Origin of the sequence: Paenibacillus sp. GD4, from assembly GCF_030846225.1 — a bacterium.
GTDB lineage: Bacteria > Bacillota > Bacilli > Paenibacillales > NBRC-103111 > Paenibacillus_G > Paenibacillus_G silviterrae.
On record NZ_JAVCYK010000001.1, the window covers coordinates 2,357,786 to 2,377,031 of the forward strand.

Here is a 19,246-nt window from a genome sequence, read left to right on the forward strand (position 1 = left end):
CCCGAGGGAACGATCCTCGGGCTACTTTATTAGGTGGTGCCCACCAAACCCTTGCGATCGGCGGCCAGCGGAGGCTGCTCCAGCCAATGCTGCTCTACCATCAGCTCTGCCGCATCCTCGGAAAACTTCTGCATTTCCACTAACAGCTCGTCATAACGAAGCCCGATGTCTCGACGAATGGTCGTCGAGAGACTGAAAGCGTACTGTTCCAGACCTGCCCCGATCAGCAGACTGCATACAAACATCATCAGCTTGTCGCTGAAGGGAGCGATCGTGCTGTTCGTCACGTAGAGATCCCGAGGCAGTGTGAGCGGCAGCTCCTCTTTTTTGAAAATGTTCTGCATGCGTTCTCCTTGTTTCATACAAATCTGTTTGCCTCGAAGAAACAGCGCTTTGACCTTCTCGTGCTCCGCCACCTGGGCGAAGGCGATCTGGAGCGTCTTCACAATCTCGATGCTCTGCATATTATAAGAAATGTTAGAAACCTCAAGAGCCGTTAACGGCCTGATGTCGCCGAACAAGCCGGCCAAAAACCGCCGATCGTCAACCATATCCGCGTGCTTTTGCGGCGGCAGATACGGAGAGCGGGGAAAAAGTCCCTTTTCAAGAAGCAGCTTCTTGGTTCGGGTGCAAAGCTCGGCCGAAGAAGCCAATGCTTCCATGTAAAACTGATGAATGTCGTCCTTCGCAACAGCACTCAGCGCTTTACCGTAAACGGCCGCCCCCATACCGCCCATATGGGATAAAAACAGCAGCACGAACCCGTCGGAAAATAACCGCGGCGCCTCCAGCCTCACATCTTCCTCGGTAAAGCCAATCGGCTTGGGATAACCTGCTTCCTGCAGGAAAGCTCCTGCTCTTTGGACATGCTTCTGCGACAGATGCAGCGCATAGGCAAGCACCTCCTTGATTTGTACGTCCTCCGCCACATGATGGAGGTAGGTAAGCAGCTGACAAGCCATACTGTCCGCCATATAGGAAAGCCAGACGAATCCAAGCTCGGAGGCGGTAAGCGCCTTGGGAGGCTGCGGCTTAGGGCTTTGCTGACGGTCAAGATGATCAGCGGTCATACACGATAACTCTCCTTTCCGCCTTGAAAGGCACTAGATTCCTTATCTTTACACTTCCCTACCGATGCTTTAATATGTAAACTCATTTCACTTCACTAGAAAGAAAAAGGTGATCGTCATGCAAAAGGAGCATTCCCCCCGGGAATGGCTTACAGAAAGATTGGCTCTCCGAACGGCCGGCGAAGCCGATGCTCCGCAAATCATTTCGTTTCTGTACCGGAATCGCCTGTTTTTGGAGCCATGGGAGCCGAAGCGGAGTCCTGAATATTATACGGAGGGCCTACAGCGCCGGGAGCTGCGTCTCGAGCAGGAGAAGATGGAGAACGGCCTCATGTGGCGCGTATGGGTATATCTGCGGGAGGATGCCGGGCGGCAAAAGGTTATTGGAAGCGTCGCCCTGAACAACATCGTGCGCGGGGCATTCTTATCCTGCCATCTTGGCTACCGGATGGATCAGGATTACTTGAACAAAGGATATGTGACCGAAGCGATACGCGAAGCGGTGAGGTATGCGTTCGAGGAGCTGGGACTGCACCGGGTCGAGGCAAACGTTATGCCTCGCAACGCTCCGTCTCTGCGAGTACTGGAGAAGCTGGGGTTTCAGCCGGAAGGACTCGCACGCAAGTACCTGAAGATCAACGGCGTCTGGGAGGACCATGTGCATATGACGATGCTCAACGAGGCGATGGAGTAGGCTGTATCCCCCCCTGCGTGCCAAACACAAAAAGGCAGACCACAGGGTCTGCCTTCTTGCTGTCCTAGTATATGATGCATATACTAGGCATTAGTATACACGCTGGTGGCGCGGTCACACAACGTTCGTCACATAATGTACAAATTTACCCCGAAACCATCAAATCGGCATAAATCGCCCTTCTACATATCCCGCCTCCAGAAAACGGATGCTCAATACCTTCTCGGTATCCTTATCGAAGCGGATCGCTACGAGAACGCCGAACTCCTCCCCGCCTTCCCGCAGCCAGAGCTTAAATTTCTCTTCCATCACTGTAGCGGAGATCTTCCTCCGCTTAAGATGCTTATAATCGATGATCTTCGCATTCGGATATTTCTCCTGCGTTTCCTTCATCGCAAGGCGTCCCCACTTGGCATAAGCCGGTTCCGCAGCATAAGCGGAGCCGGGCAGCCATAGGCCGACGGCTAAACATAGTGCCAGTACCAGCTTCATAAGCGAAACCTCCCGCCTTTAGGATAAGGAAAGTTTACCCTAAAGGCGGGAGGTTTATGTTGCTTGCTTACACCAATGCGTCCTTCAGATTCGCTTCCGAACGCTCCCACATCTCCGGACTGTGCGTCTTCAACAGCTCTCGTAGGGCCGCCTTCTGTTCGGGTCCCAGATTCTCCAGCATGACACGACGCTTCAACGCGTAATCCATGCGGTTCACATGGTCAGGAAGGAACTTCCAGCCCCTACGGCCTTCGGTATCGATCGTCATCTCGCAAGAGGTGACACCCGCGTAATAGGTTCCGTCCTCCTTGCGGTCTACCGCCACCCATACAATCCAGCACGGCCGTCCGTTCGGAACCTCCTCCTTGTTCGGAGTGAACTTGATCCCCTTCTCCACCTTGCTCTTGGCATGAAGCGCCCCCATATCGAGGTACGCCTCTTCCCCATCGATGATAACGCTGGAGAGCTGGCTCAGGTCGATCGAGCCCGCACCGAAGCCCTTGTGCTCTACCTTGCCGCTGACGATATTTAAACTTAGTTTCTTCGACTTTTCCGTCGAATTCGCTTGATTCGTTTGGTTCGTATCCATAAAACACCCTTCCGTTTCCTTGGGAATTTCCTTCTATCCGTATAATCTAATGTACAATAAAGTCGGAAGAAATGCGAGGCTCCCCGCCTGTCTGTTTACAACCATTGCGTTCCCGGATTATAATGGACATCGAATTCGTAATTGACCATTGCAGCGAACTGATAAACCGTGGATCCGACGGTCCACTCTCAAGAGGTTATTCTTGGGCCGGTTTCGTACCCCTTCATAGGGGGTGTGAAGCCGGCCCTTTCTGTTTTTCACACATTCTTATTCCAACAGAAGGACTGATCCAAATGTCACACCACACGCTGTACCGTTTACAAAAAGTCTTTACCGCGTTTCATCCTCTCGTCGTCAGTCTATTTATCGGAACTGCGCTTTCGCGCATCGCCACCTCCATGACCGTCCCCTTCTTCACGATTTATTTAACGGCGCATACGGAGGCCAGCCCGCTTCAGATCGGGGTTACCGTTGGGGCGGCTTCCATTGCCGGCATGATTTTCGGCCTCGCCGGTGGAGCCTTATCCGACCGCTGGGGGAGGCGAAGGCTTATGATGATTTCTCTTCTAATGTGGTCAGGTGTTTTTCTTTTGTTTCCATTCACGCAATCCTTCTGGGGGCTTCTCCTGCTGAGCGCGCTTAACGGACTATGCAAAGCCGGCTTCGAGCCCGCCTCCGCTGCCTTGATCAGTGACTTGACGCCTGCCGGGCTGCGATACCGCGCTTACTCCTACCGTTATACGGCAGCCAATATCGGCGTTTCCGTCGGTCCGGTTCTGGGTGCTCTCATCGGCTTCTCCGGCGGTAGCAGCGCTTTTGTATTAACGGGGATAAGCTACCTGCTCTACCTTGCCGTCCTGCTGCTGCTGTTTCGAAGCTATCCCTTCCCGGAAAGCATTCAGGGTACCGGGAACCCCGCCAAATCCGATCAAATTACGCTATCTCTTGCCTGGAAGGCCGTTCTTCGCGATCGCAGGCTTCTCTGGTTTCTAGCCGGCGGTGCGCTCATGCAGTTTGCCTATGCGCAAATGCCTACACTATCACCCTATGTGAGCGAACAATTCGAGAATGGCGTCTTTCTCTTCGCATGGCTGATGACTACGAATGCGGTCACCGTGACGTGCTGCCAGCTTCCCGTCTCGGCGTTCCTGGAGAAACGCAGCCCTCTGTTCGCTATCGCACTCGGCAACTCACTCTATGCCCTGGGGGGCCTGGGCTTTATTCTTGCCGGTAACTCATGGACGATGATCTCGGCCATGGTCGTGTTCTCACTGGGGGAGGTGTTCAGCTTCCCCTCCGGCAGCATCCTGATGGACCGTATTGCTCCGCCCCGACTCAAGGGCGCCTATATGGGTGCACAGCAGCTTCGCGAGCTGGGCCGTTTCCTCGGGCCCGTCCTTGGTCTGCCCCTGCTGATGAGATACGGAATCGGGCCGGTATTTTTTCTTGTCGGCCTGGTGTGCTGCTTCAGCACCGTCTGCTACTTTATCGGAGGCAGATGCAAGCCAATACGTGACCATAGCGGAGGTAAGATCGCATTGTGATTCTTTTTGCACGGTAGATATAATCCTCGTCCCACAAACATATACATGCTGTAGAAGCTTGTTTAGGCGGGGTGAAAAGGTAATGAAAAACGTATTCCAGAGCCGTATGATTGCATGGAGCACCGTACTGCTGATAACCTGTGGGGCCGCCCTCCTGACGGATCGGTGGATCGGCGGCGGCGCCTTTCCATCGGACACGCCTGCGGCGGGGTGGAAGCTTCCGTTCGGCAGCCATGCTACAGCCGTACGTGAGGACGGCTCCGTGAACCCGCTGCTGCTGAAGCCGACCAGCTCGAACGGCAGAACCGTAGTTGAAGCGCCGGCATGGCCCGATACCGGACCCTATGGAAGGATGGACGGCTCTTCTACAGGCTTGACGGCGGGAGCCCGGCCTGTCTCTGCGGCTGTCCGTGCCGAGGAGCCGATTGCCCCTCCCGCACCGCCAAGTCTGCCGGTGAAGCCGGTAGAGAAACCGGCGCCGAAGCCGCTCTCCGCCCGCATTGTAGAGTATCACCTGAATGCAGAGCTGAATGCGGAAGGCAAGCTCATTACGGGCACCTCCTCGTTAACCTGGAAAAACCCGGGCGCACTTCCGGTGCAGGAGCTGTACTTCCACCTGTACCCGAACGCCTTCTCCTCCAAGAAGTCCACCTTCATGAAGGAGTCCGGCGGGAAGCTGCGCAGCGACGAGAGCAAGGCCGGCAGCTTCGGCGGGATGGAAATCGCTTCGATGAAGCTGGAGGACGGCACGGACCTCGCCTCCCGCATCAGCTACGTACAGCCGGATGACGACAACAAGGATGACAAAACCTTGATCAAGGTCACGCTGCCGAAGCCGGTGATGCCCGGAGAGAAAACGACGCTGAACACGGCCTTCACCGTGCAGCTGCCCGCTGTATTCGCCCGTATGGGGTATGCCGGCGATTTCGTAATGGCGGGTCAATGGTTCCCCAAAATCGCTGTCTATGAGCCGGCCGGCACCCGAGGCCGGACGGAAGAGGGCTGGAATCTCCATCAGTATCACGGCAACTCCGAATTTTATGCCAACTTCGGGATCTATGATGTGAAGATCAAGGTTCCATCCGTCTATACCGTTGCGGCTACCGGATTTCCGACCAAGCCTGCCGTGGATGACGGGACAACCAAGACGTATGCCTTTTATGCGGATGACGTACATGACTTTGCCTGGTCCGCTTCCCCTAACTTCGTTTATTACGAAGAGCCGTATGCCACGCAGCATCTGCCGGGGGTAAAGATTAAGCTGTATCTCGATCCGAAGCACGAGCATCTTAAGGCGCGTTACATGACGGCTGCCAAAAAGGCGCTGGCGCGCTATTCCGAGTGGTACGGCAGCTATCCTTACTCTACCTTGAGCGTTGTCGTGCCGCCTGCGGACGGGAATGGCGCGGGAGGGATGGAATACCCTACGTTAGTGACTGCCTGGGGCGCTGCCGAGGAAGATCCGTCGCTGGAGCTCGAGCGTGTAGTCGTGCATGAGATCGGACACCAGTTCTTCTACGGCATGGTAGCCAGCAACGAGTTTGAGGAAGCGTGGCTGGATGAAGGCTTCACCTCATATGCCGAGGATCGGCTCATGGAAGCGGAGTACGGCGTCCGGTCGAACCTCCTCGTGGAGTCCAGCTACATCACCGATCCCGATGCCCTGATGAAAAATTCCTGGAGCTACCACGGCCACAGCCAATATGCAGAGAATGTTTATACCCGTGCCAAGCTGGTGCTGAAAGCCATCGAGCGCCAGGTCGGCCAGGAGAAAATGAACCGGCTCATGAAAAGCTATTTCCAGCGCTGGAAGTTTAAACACCCGTCGACCGGGGATTTCCAGAAGGTGGTCGAGGAGTCTACCGGAAGCAGCTGGAAGGAATTTTTCGACCAATACATTTATAACGGACAAATGGTCGACTACGCGGTTACCGGTATTCAGACCCGGAAGGTGACGGAGAACGGACAGACCTTGTATGAGAATGCGGTGCAAATCCGCCGTCTGGGCGGAACGCATCCCGGCGTGCCGATTCGCTTCCACTTTACGGACGGGACCCAGCTGGATAAGACATGGGAGGGCACGGACAGCGAGGTCATCATGAAGCTGAACTACACATCGCCTCTGAAGTGGGTCGCGATCGATCCGCAGCACACCATCGTGCTGGAGAACAAACGGATCAACAGCTTTATGAAGACGGAGGTGGACCCGAAGGTGTCCGTCCGTTGGAATCTGGGCGTTACGAAGCTGCTGGAGACGGTATTCGGCTTGCTCGCTTGGTAGCCGGGGGCGGACGCCTTCGGCGTCCCCTGAAGGACGCTGTCGATTACCAAGGTCGTACGAAGCGCTATAACGCCTTTAGCGTTCGGTATGACGAACTGGAGGGGGAATTCACATGTGGAAACGGATCCGTGACGGCGGGGCGATGGCCCTCCGTCAGCCGTTCGCGGTATTTGCTCTGTTTATTTATAACCTGGTGTGGGGGTTAGCTCTCTATAAATGGATTCAATCGATTGCCGTACCGCTGCTGCACCGATATCCGGGAGGCGAGCTCTCCCGCGAGGCCATCCATCTATTCTGGGTAGAGGGACAATTTCAAATCATGAAGACCGATCTGCTGGAGCCTTATCTCTGGTGGGGGGCGGGCCTGCTGGCACTTCGCATGGTGCTGAGCCCGCTGATGAATGCGGCCGTGTATTATTCGCTCCGGCACACCAACTTAAACGCCGGCTACCGGTTCGTGGAAGGCATTCGCACATTATCGCTTCCTTACTTCGGACTTTACGTGCTGCAAGTGGCGCTAACACTGACGCCGCTTGTCTGGCTCGTACCACAGGTCGAGTCTGTCTTCGGGCACGCGCGCTCCTACACCGATCTGGGTCTTGAGCTGCTGCCTTCCGTAGGCGGGTATGCGCTTTATGTTTTTCTGCTGCAGCTGCTCTTCCTCTTCCTCCAGATCGGCCGGGCTGACGGCAAGTCAACCATGTACACGCTGCTCTTCTTCTTCCGCCATATCGGCATGATCGTCCTGCTCGGGGGGGCGCTCCTGCTCATGACCATGCTGCTCTCTGCTGCCGTCATGACCGCCTCGTTCCTTTGGGCAGGCTTCGTGGCTCTCATCGGGTTTCAGATCTACCGTCTTCTGCATATGTTCTGTAAAATGTGGGCTATCACGACGCAATACTCGCTATGGCAGGAGAAGGCGTGAAGACGTTCACGGCTATACGATAAAGGCGTACCGGTGGTGAGGGCTTGTCCCTCTCGCCGATACGCCTTTTTTTAACGATGGAGGCTTAGGTCCTCTTCATCTTGAGTGAAAGATCCGCGGGTACCGCTCACCGAAGTCTGATGGAACCGCCTACCGCCTTTGCGGACAAATAATAGCGAAGCCAATCCGCGAGCTGGTGCAGCTTGGTAATGTAATCGGCAGCATTCCCCGGGTAAGGCTCCCCTTGCATCAAATTCTGAATCGCCTGCTGCAGCTCCCATGCACGCTGATACACCTTCTGGAACAACTCCTCTTCCGTCTTCGGTTTATAGAGGTCCGTGCCGTGGGAAACCTCGAAGTCATAAACAATCATGCCGCGATAGTACGGATGAATATCCACGGCACCGGGAATCCGTTCGACATAAGCGAGTCCCGTCGCCTCCTGCGGAATCCAAAGCAGCGTGGTTTGTCGATCCTCCAGCTGCACAGTGTAAGCCAATCCTTGATTCAGCATAACCGGCAACGGATAATTTTGAATCTCTCCCCGCTTCACCTGATCCCAGAAATGCTCCAGAAAATTGATCGTTGTGCTCATTCCTTCATCCCGCCTATCGTGATACATGCTTAGCATTATTTTACCATAGGAACCAATATAGTGGGAACGACATTTTATTATCTTATTCGACTAATATCGACATTACTCAGCTGTAGTTCACGCCCTTTTTTTTGGTACCAGCATATACTGTCAACTTACAAAATTTCCGGTTTCTTAATTTTTGTTTATAGTTTGACAATATTGTGACAACGGAAGGAGAACCTCGATGTTAGTCGAATACATGTACACAGCAAGAAAAAAAGAAAATTTTGCCGAATTTCCGTTCGCGGAAAACGGGGGAACCACATTTGGGTGAATTGGTCTCGCTTCAGAGTGACCATAGGGAACCTTCAACCGAACCCTTAAGCTAACCTCGTAGGCACCGGAAGGGGAAGCAGCAGTTGAAAAAGCTAGTCGGTTTTGCACTCTCCATTGCTATGTTCTGTACCATTCAGGTGGGAAGCGCTTTCGCTGAAACCCCACTAAGCCAAGCTGTTAACGACGGATTGGGTTCCCCATACAAATGGGCCGGCACAACGAAGAAAGGCTTCGATTGCTCCGGTTACACCTCGTTCGTATTTGATAAGTTCGGCATCGATCTTCCTCACACGTCCAAGGGACAAGCTGAGAAGGGTACATGGGTGGACAAGAATGATCTTCGTGCAGGAGATCTTGTGTTCTTCAACACGGACGGCAAAGGAATCTCTCACGTAGGTGTGTATGTCGGAGGGGGTTCGTTCTACCACTCCGCTACGAACCAAGGCGTCGTCATCACCAAGATGAGCGACAACTATTACGCTAAGCGTTACGTTACGGCGCGCCGCGTTCTATCGGATGAGCAATACGAGCAGCTGATGACCGACGCGAATTAAGTCCAATGTAATCGAATGAAAGCCTTGTTTTTTATCCGTCCGTCTTCGGACCGCGGATCAAAAGCAGGGCTTTCTTTCTTTGATCTCTTTAGGGTAGAGTAAAGTACAGATCCGTAACCCGGTATGATATGTGGAAAGGAGTCGGATGAAGGATGATTCTGTTTCTTCACCGCAAAGATTTGCGTGTGGATGATCTGCCCGGATTCGACTATATTCGAGAACACCGCTGCCCCAGCCTGCATGTGCTGATTCTCGACCCGTTCCTGCTGCGGCAGGAGCGGTATCTCGAGCACAGCGGGATCAACTTCCTGCAGCACGCCCGTCGGCTGCAGGAGCAGTATGCGGCCGCGGGAGCCCGGCTGCATGTGCTTTGGGGGGAGCCGGCGGAAGTGGTGCGCCGGCTGCTGGCGGAGCATGAGGTGAAGGAGCTCGTGTTTCACGAGGACTTCACCCCGTATGCGATCGCCCGCGATCGGGCGCTGCGCGAGGTAGCGAGCGAAGCCGGTGTGGCCGTCACCGCGCTGCCCGAGCTGCCGCTCGTCGACCTGCGCGACTTCCAGCGCTGGTCGGGGCGGAGCGAGCCGTACAAGGTGTTCACGCCCTTCTACCGCAAGTGGTGCGACTACTTGCGGGAACGCTTCCGCCCGCCGTTCGCTGCGCACGTGCGGGAGCTGCACTGCGCGCCGCTGGCCGCGGGCGCGGCGGGGCTGGCTACGCTGCCTGCGGAGCCGGCAGCGGCGTTGGCAGGCGCGGCTTGCCCGGGGGCCGCGCCCGAGGAGGAGCTCGCCGCGTTCCTCGGCGAGCGTCTTGCCGGCTATGCCGGCGGCCGCGATCGCTACGCGAGCGATCGGACGAGCCGCCTGAGCCGGCACCTGAACGTCGGCGCGCTGTCCATCCGCGCCGTCTATGCGGCGCTGTCGGACAGCGGCGACGACGCCGAACCTTGGCGGCGCCAGCTGGCCTGGCGCGACTTCTACCTGTACCAGGCGCGGCTCGATCCGCGCTTCTTCACCTACGAGAAGTCCTATGACTTCTCTTCGCTGTCGAAGCATCACTTCTCTGCCTGGGCGGAGGCTCGTACGGGCATTCCCATCATCGATGCCGCGATGACGGAGCTGAACACAACCGGTTGGATGCCGAACCGGCTCCGTATGATCACCGCCATGTTCCTGACGAAGAACCTGCTGTGTCCGTTCACCTATGGTGAGCGGTACTTCCGCCGGAAGCTCAACGACTACGATAACTCGCTGAATCGCGGGGGCTGGCTCTGGTGCGCCTCCCTCGGCTTCGACGCGGCGCCGTACTTTCGCATCATGAATCCCGTAACGCAATCGGAGACGCACGATCCGAGCGGAACGTATATTCGGCGGTGGCTGCCGGAGCTGGCTCATCTGCCGGACAAGCTGATTCACAAGCCGCAGCCCCATGCCATTGTAGACCTCAGGGCATCCCGAGCCCGTGCGGTCGAGGTATACAAGGAGCTGCTGGCCGGGCGGCGGTGGTCCGAAGAGGACGCAGGAACGGAGGAATAGCTTGATCAGCTAAAACAAAAACGCCCTGCTGCCTAGTGGGAAGGTAGGCAGGGCGTTTTCACTTACCGGACCTTTGCCGGTCGAATCGTACCGGACACGTCCTCGTCCTTCGGGACGGGAAGCAGCAGCTTTTCCTTGCTCATCAACAGCACGAATGCGAGGGATAGTACGGCGGGAAGGGTCGCCCACAGAAACGTGTAGGCGATCGAGCCTGCCAACGCATCCTTGATCAAATCCAGCACGGGCTCCGGCAGCTTGAGCCTTTCCTCCGGCTGAAGCAGCTTGCGGGGATCGGCCAGCCCCGCCGGTGCGGCGCCTTGACCGGCGAAGGCCTCGGCCAATCTCGCCGTCAGCTCCTCCCTCTGCAAAATCCCGAAGACGGAAATGCCCAGCGTCATCCCGAGCGAACGCAGGAACGAGAAGGTGGAGCTTGCCGAGCCGCGCTGCGTTTCGTCGAAATGATGTATCACCGCGTTGGACAGTACGGAGAAGGAAGCGCCGATACCAAGACCTGTGATGATCATATAAATCGTAATGAGCCAGCGGCTGGTTTCCGCCGTAATTGTGGACAGCAGCGCCATCCCTACGACGAAGACGGCGGTAAACACGAGCATAATCCGCCGGTAGCTCAGCTTGTTCATCAGTATCCCGCCCGTCGTGGCCGCCACTACGGAGGAAAGCATCATCGGCAGCAGGATTAAGCCGGAATTCGTCGCAGAGCCTCCTAACACCCCTTGAATATGTATCGGAATGTAGATCGAGGCAGTGATGAAGGCCGCACCGCTGAAGAGACCAACCAGATTGCTGGCCGCAAACAGCCGGTACCCGAACATACGGAACGAAACTATAGGCTCCAATGCCTTCGTCTCAACATAAAGAAAGGCAGCGAACAAAACCGCAAAGCCTGCGAATAGCGATATAATCTGCGGTGAGCCCCACGCATACTCACTGCCTGCCAGCTCCAGCCCGAACATGAGACATATGACGGCACCCACGAGAGTGATCGCTCCCGACCAATCAATGATCTGACGGGCATGGCGCTTCGATTCATGATAATAGAATACCACCAGAGCCAGGGCAACCACCGACAGTGGTACATTAATGTAGAAAATCCAGCGCCAGCCGATATAATCGGTGATATAAGCACCGAGCAGCGGCCCGAAGATGCTGGAAAGACCGAAGGTGGCTCCGAACAAACCGCCCATCTTGCCCCGCTTCTCCGGAGGAATGGCATCAAACATGATGGCGAAAGAAATCGGCATCAATGCACCGCCGCCAATTCCCTGAATCGCCCGATAAATGCTAAGCTGCACGATACTGTCCGCCGTTCCGCACAGCATGGAGCCGACCATGAAGGTGGCCAAACCAAACACAAAAAACCGCTTCCGCCCATACATATCGGACAGCTTGCCGAAAATCGGCATCCCCGCCATTTCCGCGACAAGATAGGCGGATGTCACCCAGACGAATTGCTCCAGCCCTCCCAGCTCTCCGACAATCGTCCCCATCGCCGTCGCCACAATCGTGTTATCGATCGCAGCAATGAAAATACCCAGCAGCAGTCCCGCCACCACCAGGCCCAGCTTACTTTCCTTACCTGCCAAACGTTACGCCTCCTTTGTGCCGAAGCACCATTTAATTCTATTCGTCAGTGTAACACACAGGATCGAATCTTATTTCTTATGTTTTGCTATCTTTCCCTTGTCCATAAAAAAAGAGCCCCCTCCCCTATAAAGGTTCAGCCCGGCTCTCGATTCGCTATTTTTTCTCAACCATGACAATTTGCGCAGAATTGTTGAATTTTCCGTAAAATACAGCGGAGCCCAGCGATTCCGCCACCGCTCTAAGCGGGATGAACGTCGATCCGTTCACTACCTGCGCAGGCACTTCGAATTCCTTCGTTACGCCGTTCAGCGTCAGCTTCCTTTCGCCTACCCTCAGCACGAGCTTACGCTCTTGATCGGTCGCCGTTACCATTTGTGCAGCCTGGTCCCAGCCTACCGCCATCCCGAGCGCCTCGAAAATGACCCGAAGCGGCACCAGCGTACTCCCGTCTTGAATAAACGGAGGCACCTCTGGCAGCAGCTGCCTGCCTCCTGCGAACAGCTGGATCCCCGAGTTCCAATACAGCCCGCCCTGCTCTCGAAAGGTCAGCTCGGCTACCGTATTTAACCGCGTGACATCAGTACTCCTAAGAGCCCCTGTCAACGGCAGCTCGACCAGCTCTGTCTGTCCGGGATTCAAGCTCAGCCCTAACAGCGTCGGGTCATTCACCCACTCGCCCTCCGACAGGACCTCCCCTTCCGCCCCTGTAACTTTGACCTTCAACCTTTCCAGCTGACTATGCGGCCTTACGCCTGTATTGACGAACAACCCTCTGAGGACCAGATCCCTTCCTTCATAAACGGCCGAGAGCGCGCAAAACTGCACTTCCCCCGTCCCTTCTACGACATCGCAATCCGAGGTTGCGCTTGCCGATACCGGAGAAGGAATGAAGCTTATGATAACAACCGCTAGGACGAAGGAACAAAGAATAGAAAGCCATTTGGACATGCTGAACGTACTCTCCCTTTTTTCCCCCAATATATCACAATTCCCATGCCTATAGAAGGAAAAATACGCAGCCCCGGTTTCAGTACCGCTTTAGTACATCGAGTACTTTTCGATATCGTAATATCCCGGATCCTTCGGTACGATCAACGCGGCCAAGGCGTAAAACAGAATCATGCTGCCTCCGGTGAGGAAGGTTAGTATGACAAAGAACAGACGAATGAGTGTTGCATCAAGGCCGATATATTGGGATAAGCCTCCGCACAGTCCTGTAATCTTGCGGTCAGCGTTCGAACGGAACAATTTTTTCATTTGAGTTGCCACCTTTCAAGGTTTGATCATTTATTGAAAATCTCTTGATGGATATAGGATATCATCTTAAAGAGTCTCCCGTAACCGACCCGCGGCGGTCTTCATCCCCGACCATAGTCCAGTTTTTCAAGTCGTGTTTTTACAAGACAAGCTATCGTTGATTACTGTAAAATATGGGGGTAAATTCGTTTCGTTCAAAGGAGGCTGCTGCTATGGAATGGAATTATTACGATACCTTCATCACGGTTGCGGCGGATTGCCCTGCCGAATTCGGCATGATCCCGCCCGCTAGGAAGTCGGGGCTCACCATTCCCGGCATCGAATATGCTTTGGCCGCCGACAGACCGTATAGATACACCCAGGAGGAATTGCTCTACCAGGTATATGTTCGGCATAAGCAAATTGCAGAATCGGAACTGTCCCTTCGGGATGCTGCACTTCGCGAGGAGTTTTACGGGAAGCCCAAGCCCTGTATGAGAGCCTCCATGCTTCCGAAAAAATACGGCTGGGGCATCCATTTTAACCGGGAAGGCAAGCTGGCCCTTATCCCTATGGAATCTCCGGAATACGCAAGTTTCGTTGAAGGGCGCGTGGATGGGGTAAAGCTGGTGCCGGCTATGAGGAATACGAGGAAGAAGTAGATGCAGGCTAAAACCCCAAACTAAAGGCAGGCTACCCATGGTAACCTGCCTTATATGCTCAATGCTTCACCTGCATGCCTTCCGCCAGCTGTGCCAGCTTGCTCATAGTGTTCCAATTACGCAAAGTCATCGGCTGTTTTAACTTCATCAGATGGTTCGGTAGCTTGGAGTCCTGCATCTGCTCGCCGAATTGGAAATAAATCTCCCGTCCATTGATGTGGAATTTCTCAACGGGGTGCGTCCAGGGAGGAAGCGCCTCAATGGCAGACGCCGCAGGAGCCGCGGTGAGAAGCGCCACATGGACACGTTTCCCCGCAAGCTCATTCTCCGTATCAAATGGACAACGCGCCAGAATACCGCGCCACTCCTCTAGCGTCCGCAGCATAACGGAGACGTCGAAACCAAAGGCTTCCCGGATGGTCTGCTCCATGCGGGCCTGTAACGCTTCCTCCGTCTCTTCTGAATCGAACAAAACGTTCCCGCTCTGAATGTACGTTTGCACTCGCACAAGGCCGGCTTGTTCCAGCGACTCCTTCAGCTCCGACATCTTAATTTTCTTATGTCCTCCCACATTGATGCCGCGCAGCAAGGCGATGTAGATCATTTTTCTTCTCCTGTCGCAATCGGATTCTCCTTGTAGGAGATCCAATCGCTCCAGCTCCCGCTGTAGAGCTTAACGCCCTGAAGTCCCGCTTCGCTCAGCGCCAGCACGTTAGGACAAGCCGTGACGCCGGAGCCGCAGTAGACAATGATCTCCTCGGCATCCTTCAAGCCGGAGAACCTGGCTGCCTGCTGCTCCCCGGGAAGCCAATTTCCGTCGCTATCCAAGCTGTCCTTCCAAAAATAATTTCGGGCGCTCGGTACATGCCCCGCCACCGGATCGATGGGCTCCTCCAGACCGAGATACCGCTTCGCTTCCCGGGAGTCGATGATCACCGTACCGGCACGGCCGATGCGCGCTTTGACATCCTCCATCCGGACCAGCATCTCCTCACGGACCTGCGGCTTGAAGGCAGTCGGATGCTCGAGAGGCGGCTCATCCGTAGTCGGATAGCCCGCTTGCTTCCATTTGGCGTATCCTCCGTCCAGCACATATACGTCATCGTGTCCCAAATATTTCAGCATCCACCACAGCCGAGAGGCCATGGCCCCGCCTTGATCATCATAAGCTACCACGGTGGTGTGATCGTCAATCCCGATACGGCTCAGCTTTGCTGCAAATTCATCGATATTCGGAAGCGGATGACGTCCTCCGTGGGGCTCCTTCGGCCCGGACATGTCCTTCTCCAGATCGAGGTAATAAGCTCCCGGGATATGATCCTGCTCGTAAGCATCCTTCCCTGAGCTCGGCTGTCCCAGAGCAAACCGGCAATCGACAATCACGATATCCGCATCATTCCCATGCTCGAAGAGCCATTCTTGACTCACAATATGCTTCATAACGATTGTAATCCCTTCCTTTCGGGGAGTTCCATCCTGTATAGTTACCAGTATACACGGGAAGACCCTGCCAGCAAAGGTTCCCCATGGAAAATTATTACACACGCTATTACCCTGTTCAAGAGGAGTGGAAACATGTCCAGCCCTGCAGCTCCCCCATTTCGACTCGTTCCCTTAACCGAGGCTCATGCCCGTGAAATTTGCGGGTGGCGATATCCTCCGCCTTACGACATTTATAACTGGCAGCCTTGGGAGCTGCTCGTCTCCCGCCAGGAGGAGCTGGGTGATCCCTACATCCGGGAGACACAATTCCGGGCGATACTGGACCGGGATGAGCAGCTTTGCGGCTTTGCGCAGCTGTTCCCGATTGTCGGCGTGACACGGCTTGGGCTCGGCATGCGTCCGGACCTGTGCGGGCAAGGTCTCGGGACTTCCTTCGTCCGAGCGATTGCGGAATACGCAAGGAAAACAAATCCCGGCAACGAAATCGATTTGGAGGTACTGACCTGGAACGAGCGGGCTTTACGAACCTATCGACAGGCCGGCTTCGTTGTGACGGACACTTATGTAAGGGGAACGCCGAGCGGTCCCGGTGAGTTTCACTGCATGGTGTGGGAGCCGGCTGCTTTGCATCAAGAAAAAGACCGACTCCAACTTGTCCTGCGGACTATCGCCAAGCTGCTGAACAAGAACAACGTAAGCTGGGGACTGGGCGGCTCCGCCATGCTGGCCTATTACGGTCTGTTATCCGCTGCACGCGATCTTGATTTGTTAGTCAGTGCGGAGGATGCGGAAAAGGCCCATCAGCTTCTCGCGTCCTTGGGGGAAAGCCGCAGCCTTCCGCCTAAGGAGCCCTTTTGCACAGAGCATTTCTACCATTATGTCATTCAAGATACGGAGATTGATCTCATGGGCTTGTTTGGTGTTAGGCATGCCGAAGGGGTATACAAACTCGATTGGCGGCAGGAGCAGGCGGAACGGATCGTTGTAGAGGATGGCGTTCCCATCCCATTGACCGCCCTTGAAGATTGGTATGTCATGTACAGCTTAATGCCGAAGCGCGAGGAGAAGACGACGATGATCGAACAATATTGGCAGGCGAACGGAATGACCCGCCCGGACCTGCTGAATAAGGCGCTTCAGCGGGAGCTTCCCGAATCTTTACGAAGGAAGCTCAGGCAGCTTCTGGCTTGAATCGTTCGAAAAAGCGGGGAGGTAAGCCTTATCAAACCGTGCGGCGCAGGCAAAATCGAGTAGGGTCAGCCCTCCGGAGGACCAGGTGGTCAGCCGGAGGGTCACCAATGTATAATCAATAGCCATAAGGGGGTGATGGTTCAGCTCTTCCGCGATTCGCGCCACCTCGTTTACGAAGGCGATACCGGTGAGAAACTCAGGAAAGCGGTATTTACGTACAATCCAATGGTCCTCCCGACTCCATTCCTTCGCTTCGGCCAATCGGGCCTCCACTTCCTGCTCCGAAAGCTTCAAGCGCGAATCGCTCATGCCCCTTCCCCCTCCATCGTTACACTAAATGAATCACACGCACCAGCGTCTCGCCCTGATTGACGAGAATGAGATGGCGCTTCTTATCGTGGCTGATTGTGCAGTTCCCGACGTTCATGCGCGGATCCGTGCCCAGCCCATAGAAAAGATCGTCCGCCAGCGTCTTAACGCATTCCTGCTGCTCCTCGCTGTTCAGATCGGCCCACTCCTCCGGCGTCATCTCGAAAATGGAGTAAGGCTCCTCAATCCCCATCAGCGCCTCGGTGAAATCCGTAATGATATCGTTATATTCCCGGCCAAACTTGATGCCCATAACCATTACCGCCCTTCCGGGTAAATTTGGAAACTTGCCTTTTGCCCCATTGTACTTGGAATCGGATAGCGCTGCAACTTTCTTCGAAAGCGGATACAGTCCGAGCTTCCATGAAAAGTAAATTTCATTGTCTTTCGCCGGGCGCTGCTGCATACAATAGACGTGGCGTTCTTTTAAAATGCCAAAAATTCGTCCAAACTAGAATATTGGCATTGTTTTCAAAGGCTGGCGGGGGTACACTAGAAGGATAGACTATTGGCGCGGAGGGCGGTTCTCATTCCCATGCTTAAGCTGCAGATCCCTAAAAACCGAATGAAAGCGCTCATCCACTGGCTGCGTGACGAGTTCGATCCGGACCGGCTGGAGCCCGGCTGGGAGGACTACCATAAGGGCCGTGTGAGCGGAACGGAGCTGCGCCATGGGCTGGAAATCCATGCCCTGGTCAAGGATACGAAGCCTTATGAAGTAATTTTGGACATGGAGAGTCTCGGCAAAAGCGAGTGCAGCTGCACGGAGGGTGCTCACTGCCAGCATATGGCTGCCGTTATCTTCTCTTTATATACGTCGTTCGGGCGGCCGGAGCTGCTGCTGCAGCAGCTGAAGAAGGCGATGCTCGTTCGAATCAAGCAGCAGCAGGCAAGGAAGACGCAGGCTCGACTGGAGAAAAAGGCGGCCGATCGGCTGGACCCCCCGAAGCGGAAGCAGAAGCCGGGAGAGTGGCAGCGCTATTTCGACCAGCAGTTCTACGGCTTCTCGTTGTCCCAGCAGCATTCGATCGAGCTGTTCCACAGCTCGGTGCGGGAGAAGCTGCTGCCGGTCTCTGCCGAATGGCCTTCCCCGATGGCGGAGCTGTATGAGCTGCACGTGCTCCTGTTCGTCATGCGGAAGATCGAGCAGTTTTATCAGGATACGAAAACATCTTATTTATCTTATTATATAGAAACCGGCTGCCGTACGGTGGGCAGGCAGTCCCTCGACCAGCTGCTGGCCTTGATCCCGAGGCTGGATGTGGAGCAGCTGGCGGCGGGGCATGCGGCCGCCTGGAAGGAAACCCTCGGCCTGATCGGGGAGTCGGCGCTGTCCGGGAAGGAATCGCCGCTCTCCTGGTCCACCGTCTACCGGAGCCTCTGGTGGCGGATGGAGAAGCAGGCGGACTGGATCCGGGAGGAGCGAGGTCGCCTGCAGCGGCTGCTCGACAGCCCGGATCTGATGCCGCGGCGCAGGGACGCCCTGCTGCTGGCGGATGCACACTTCGACGTCATGGACGGACGGGAGTCGGAGGCAAGGGCAAGGCTGGAGCGGCTGCACAAGCGTGAAGCGCGGGAGTTCTTCCTGTACCTGCATCGCCGGTATGAGGAAGGGGCTTGGGACTCCATGCTTGCCTGGCTGCGCTGGCTGCTGCCGGCGGTTCAGCGGACGCAGCAGGAGGAGCTTCGGCAGTTTTGCCATTACTGGATGGAGGCGGCGAGCCGGCAAAAGGACGACAGCGAGTGGGTCGATGTGATGATCGCACTGCTGCCGCGTACGTACAACTTTTATACGGCCTATTTATTGAAGGCCCGCCGATACAAGGCATGGATTGACCTGCAGCTGTCAAACCGGGTTTCGCCGATGGATTTATTCGCACCGGACCTGCAAACGGTAGAGAAGGAGGATGCTCTCCTCCTGCTGCCGCTGTATTCCCAGGCGGTGGAGCGCTGCATTGCCGAGAAGAACCGGACTGCCTATGCGACGGCCGTCCGGCTGCTGAAGAAGCTTCACTCCCTGTACAGGAAGCTGGAACGGGAAGCGGTGTGGGACGAATACATTCACCGCCTCTCAATGAAATATTCCCGTCTGCGGGCACTGCAAGAAGAGCTGAAGAAGGGGAAATGGATCCCATGAGTGCAGTTA

Annotated in this window: 19 protein-coding genes, 1 pseudogene and 1 riboswitch; of the genes and pseudogenes, 9 read left to right on the forward strand and 11 right to left on the reverse strand. The window is 55.4% G+C overall.

Annotated elements, in window-relative coordinates; all coding sequences use genetic code 11:
* Positions 1 to 29: 29 nt before the first annotated feature.
* The gene (locus RAC89_RS11110) at positions 30 to 1,070 is read right to left on the reverse strand and encodes a DUF3231 family protein (RefSeq protein WP_306613493.1); all 1,041 of its coding nucleotides are present in this window, start codon (positions 1,068 to 1,070) and stop codon (positions 30 to 32) included.
* A gap of 118 nt (positions 1,071 to 1,188) precedes the next feature.
* On the opposite strand from RAC89_RS11110, the gene RAC89_RS11115 reads away from it, so the two are divergent.
* The gene (locus RAC89_RS11115) at positions 1,189 to 1,764 is read left to right on the forward strand and encodes a GNAT family N-acetyltransferase (RefSeq protein WP_306613495.1); all 576 of its coding nucleotides are present in this window, start codon (positions 1,189 to 1,191) and stop codon (positions 1,762 to 1,764) included.
* Between the two features lie 159 nt (positions 1,765 to 1,923).
* Here the strand turns inward: RAC89_RS11115 and RAC89_RS11120 are convergent, their stop codons facing one another.
* Both RAC89_RS11120 and RAC89_RS11125 read right to left on the reverse strand, forming a co-directional pair.
* Positions 1,924 to 2,256, reverse strand: a complete 333-nt coding sequence (locus tag RAC89_RS11120) for a YqzG/YhdC family protein (protein WP_306613496.1) — start codon at positions 2,254 to 2,256, stop codon at positions 1,924 to 1,926.
* A 67-nt stretch (positions 2,257 to 2,323) separates the two neighbouring features.
* On the reverse strand, positions 2,324 to 2,845 hold the full coding sequence (locus tag RAC89_RS11125) for a YwhD family protein (protein ID WP_306613498.1): 522 nt from the start codon (positions 2,843 to 2,845) through the stop codon (positions 2,324 to 2,326).
* A 293-nt stretch (positions 2,846 to 3,138) separates the two neighbouring features.
* Here RAC89_RS11125 and RAC89_RS11130 point away from each other — a divergent pair, with 293 nt between their 5' ends.
* From RAC89_RS11130 to RAC89_RS11140, 3 genes are all read left to right on the forward strand, one after another.
* Positions 3,139 to 4,389 (forward strand): MDR family MFS transporter, encoded by a 1,251-nt coding sequence (locus RAC89_RS11130; protein ID WP_306613499.1) that lies wholly within the window; start codon positions 3,139 to 3,141, stop codon positions 4,387 to 4,389.
* 82 nt (positions 4,390 to 4,471) lie between these two features.
* Entirely contained in the window at positions 4,472 to 6,670 is a 2,199-nt protein-coding gene (locus RAC89_RS11135) for a M1 family metallopeptidase (protein ID WP_306613501.1), read from the forward strand.
* Between the two features lie 112 nt (positions 6,671 to 6,782).
* A complete protein-coding gene (locus RAC89_RS11140; RefSeq protein WP_306613502.1) occupies positions 6,783 to 7,595 on the forward strand; it encodes a hypothetical protein in 813 nt (270 codons plus the stop codon).
* Positions 7,596 to 7,722: 127 nt separating this feature from the next.
* On the opposite strand, the gene RAC89_RS11145 is transcribed toward RAC89_RS11140, so the two are convergent.
* Positions 7,723 to 8,190: a hypothetical protein gene (locus tag RAC89_RS11145; protein WP_306613503.1), complete on the reverse strand. Its 468-nt coding sequence runs from the start codon at positions 8,188 to 8,190 to the stop codon at positions 7,723 to 7,725.
* Positions 8,191 to 8,450: 260 nt separating this feature from the next.
* Positions 8,451 to 8,587, forward strand: a riboswitch (cyclic di-AMP (ydaO/yuaA leader).
* A 4-nt stretch (positions 8,588 to 8,591) separates the two neighbouring features.
* Between RAC89_RS11145 and RAC89_RS11150 the strand changes: the two genes are divergently transcribed.
* Together RAC89_RS11150 and RAC89_RS11155 are read left to right on the forward strand one after the other, a co-directional pair.
* The gene (locus RAC89_RS11150) at positions 8,592 to 9,062 is read left to right on the forward strand and encodes a C40 family peptidase (protein ID WP_284642855.1); all 471 of its coding nucleotides are present in this window, start codon (positions 8,592 to 8,594) and stop codon (positions 9,060 to 9,062) included.
* A gap of 152 nt (positions 9,063 to 9,214) precedes the next feature.
* Positions 9,215 to 10,594, forward strand: a complete 1,380-nt coding sequence (locus RAC89_RS11155; RefSeq protein WP_306613504.1) for a cryptochrome/photolyase family protein — start codon at positions 9,215 to 9,217, stop codon at positions 10,592 to 10,594.
* A gap of 62 nt (positions 10,595 to 10,656) precedes the next feature.
* Here RAC89_RS11155 and RAC89_RS11160 read toward each other — a convergent pair whose 3' ends face one another.
* The 3 genes from RAC89_RS11160 to RAC89_RS11170 all read right to left on the reverse strand — a co-directional run bounded on the left by RAC89_RS11160 (position 10,657) and on the right by RAC89_RS11170 (position 13,456).
* Entirely contained in the window at positions 10,657 to 12,198 is a 1,542-nt protein-coding gene (locus tag RAC89_RS11160) for an MDR family MFS transporter (RefSeq protein ID WP_306613505.1), read from the reverse strand.
* Between the two features lie 154 nt (positions 12,199 to 12,352).
* Complete coding sequence (locus RAC89_RS11165; RefSeq protein ID WP_306613506.1) at positions 12,353 to 13,147, reverse strand: copper amine oxidase N-terminal domain-containing protein; 795 nt, start codon at positions 13,145 to 13,147, stop codon at positions 12,353 to 12,355.
* A 90-nt stretch (positions 13,148 to 13,237) separates the two neighbouring features.
* On the reverse strand, positions 13,238 to 13,456 hold the full coding sequence (locus tag RAC89_RS11170; protein WP_284642859.1) for a PspC domain-containing protein: 219 nt from the start codon (positions 13,454 to 13,456) through the stop codon (positions 13,238 to 13,240).
* 212 nt (positions 13,457 to 13,668) lie between these two features.
* On the opposite strand from RAC89_RS11170, the gene RAC89_RS11175 reads away from it, so the two are divergent.
* Positions 13,669 to 14,097, forward strand: coding sequence for a DUF6157 family protein (locus RAC89_RS11175; protein WP_306613507.1), 429 nt, complete (start codon positions 13,669 to 13,671; stop codon positions 14,095 to 14,097).
* Between the two features lie 58 nt (positions 14,098 to 14,155).
* On the opposite strand, the gene RAC89_RS11180 is transcribed toward RAC89_RS11175, so the two are convergent.
* Entirely contained in the window at positions 14,156 to 14,701 is a 546-nt protein-coding gene (locus tag RAC89_RS11180; protein WP_306613509.1) for a DUF1697 domain-containing protein, read from the reverse strand.
* Positions 14,698 to 15,537 carry a sulfurtransferase gene (locus RAC89_RS11185; RefSeq protein ID WP_306613510.1) on the reverse strand — a complete coding sequence of 280 codons (840 nt, stop codon included), beginning with the start codon at positions 15,535 to 15,537 and terminating at the stop codon, positions 14,698 to 14,700. Before RAC89_RS11185 ends, RAC89_RS11180 begins: the two co-directional genes overlap by 4 nt.
* 135 nt (positions 15,538 to 15,672) lie before the next feature.
* On the opposite strand from RAC89_RS11185, the pseudogene RAC89_RS11190 reads away from it, so the two are divergent.
* A pseudogene (locus RAC89_RS11190) lies at positions 15,673 to 16,152 on the forward strand (GNAT family N-acetyltransferase); the annotation flags it as partial.
* 546 nt (positions 16,153 to 16,698) lie between these two features.
* Here RAC89_RS11190 and RAC89_RS11195 read toward each other — a convergent pair.
* Together RAC89_RS11195 and RAC89_RS11200 are read right to left on the reverse strand one after the other, a co-directional pair.
* Positions 16,699 to 17,040: a 4a-hydroxytetrahydrobiopterin dehydratase gene (locus RAC89_RS11195; RefSeq protein ID WP_306613511.1), complete on the reverse strand. Its 342-nt coding sequence runs from the start codon at positions 17,038 to 17,040 to the stop codon at positions 16,699 to 16,701.
* Positions 17,041 to 17,059: 19 nt separating this feature from the next.
* On the reverse strand, positions 17,060 to 17,353 hold the full coding sequence (locus tag RAC89_RS11200) for a hypothetical protein (RefSeq protein ID WP_284642867.1): 294 nt from the start codon (positions 17,351 to 17,353) through the stop codon (positions 17,060 to 17,062).
* Positions 17,354 to 17,608: 255 nt separating this feature from the next.
* Between RAC89_RS11200 and RAC89_RS11205 the strand changes: the two genes are divergently transcribed.
* Entirely contained in the window at positions 17,609 to 19,237 is a 1,629-nt protein-coding gene (locus RAC89_RS11205; RefSeq protein WP_306613512.1) for an SWIM zinc finger family protein, read from the forward strand.
* Positions 19,238 to 19,246: the final 9 nt, after the last annotated feature.

What these genes read in the sequence shown, in the direction of transcription:
- RAC89_RS11195 (WP_306613511.1), bottom strand. Translation starts at nt 17,040, where the DNA reads ATGAGCGATTCGCGCTTGAAGCTTTCGGAGCAGGAAGTGGAGGCCCGA.
- RAC89_RS11140 (WP_306613502.1), top strand. Translation starts at nt 6,783, where the DNA reads ATGTGGAAACGGATCCGTGACGGCGGGGCGATGGCCCTCCGTCAGCCG.
- RAC89_RS11125 (WP_306613498.1), bottom strand. Translation starts at nt 2,845, where the DNA reads ATGGATACGAACCAAACGAATCAAGCGAATTCGACGGAAAAGTCGAAG.
- RAC89_RS11165 (WP_306613506.1), bottom strand. Translation starts at nt 13,147, where the DNA reads ATGTCCAAATGGCTTTCTATTCTTTGTTCCTTCGTCCTAGCGGTTGTT.
- RAC89_RS11145 (WP_306613503.1), bottom strand. Translation starts at nt 8,190, where the DNA reads ATGAGCACAACGATCAATTTTCTGGAGCATTTCTGGGATCAGGTGAAG.
- RAC89_RS11200 (WP_284642867.1), bottom strand. Translation starts at nt 17,353, where the DNA reads ATGGGCATCAAGTTTGGCCGGGAATATAACGATATCATTACGGATTTC.
- RAC89_RS11135 (WP_306613501.1), top strand. Translation starts at nt 4,472, where the DNA reads ATGAAAAACGTATTCCAGAGCCGTATGATTGCATGGAGCACCGTACTG.
- RAC89_RS11170 (WP_284642859.1), bottom strand. Translation starts at nt 13,456, where the DNA reads ATGAAAAAATTGTTCCGTTCGAACGCTGACCGCAAGATTACAGGACTG.
- RAC89_RS11120 (WP_306613496.1), bottom strand. Translation starts at nt 2,256, where the DNA reads ATGAAGCTGGTACTGGCACTATGTTTAGCCGTCGGCCTATGGCTGCCC.
- RAC89_RS11185 (WP_306613510.1), bottom strand. Translation starts at nt 15,537, where the DNA reads ATGAAGCATATTGTGAGTCAAGAATGGCTCTTCGAGCATGGGAATGAT.
- RAC89_RS11130 (WP_306613499.1), top strand. Translation starts at nt 3,139, where the DNA reads ATGTCACACCACACGCTGTACCGTTTACAAAAAGTCTTTACCGCGTTT.
- RAC89_RS11110 (WP_306613493.1), bottom strand. Translation starts at nt 1,070, where the DNA reads ATGACCGCTGATCATCTTGACCGTCAGCAAAGCCCTAAGCCGCAGCCT.
- RAC89_RS11180 (WP_306613509.1), bottom strand. Translation starts at nt 14,701, where the DNA reads ATGATCTACATCGCCTTGCTGCGCGGCATCAATGTGGGAGGACATAAG.
- RAC89_RS11155 (WP_306613504.1), top strand. Translation starts at nt 9,215, where the DNA reads ATGATTCTGTTTCTTCACCGCAAAGATTTGCGTGTGGATGATCTGCCC.
- RAC89_RS11175 (WP_306613507.1), top strand. Translation starts at nt 13,669, where the DNA reads ATGGAATGGAATTATTACGATACCTTCATCACGGTTGCGGCGGATTGC.
- RAC89_RS11115 (WP_306613495.1), top strand. Translation starts at nt 1,189, where the DNA reads ATGCAAAAGGAGCATTCCCCCCGGGAATGGCTTACAGAAAGATTGGCT.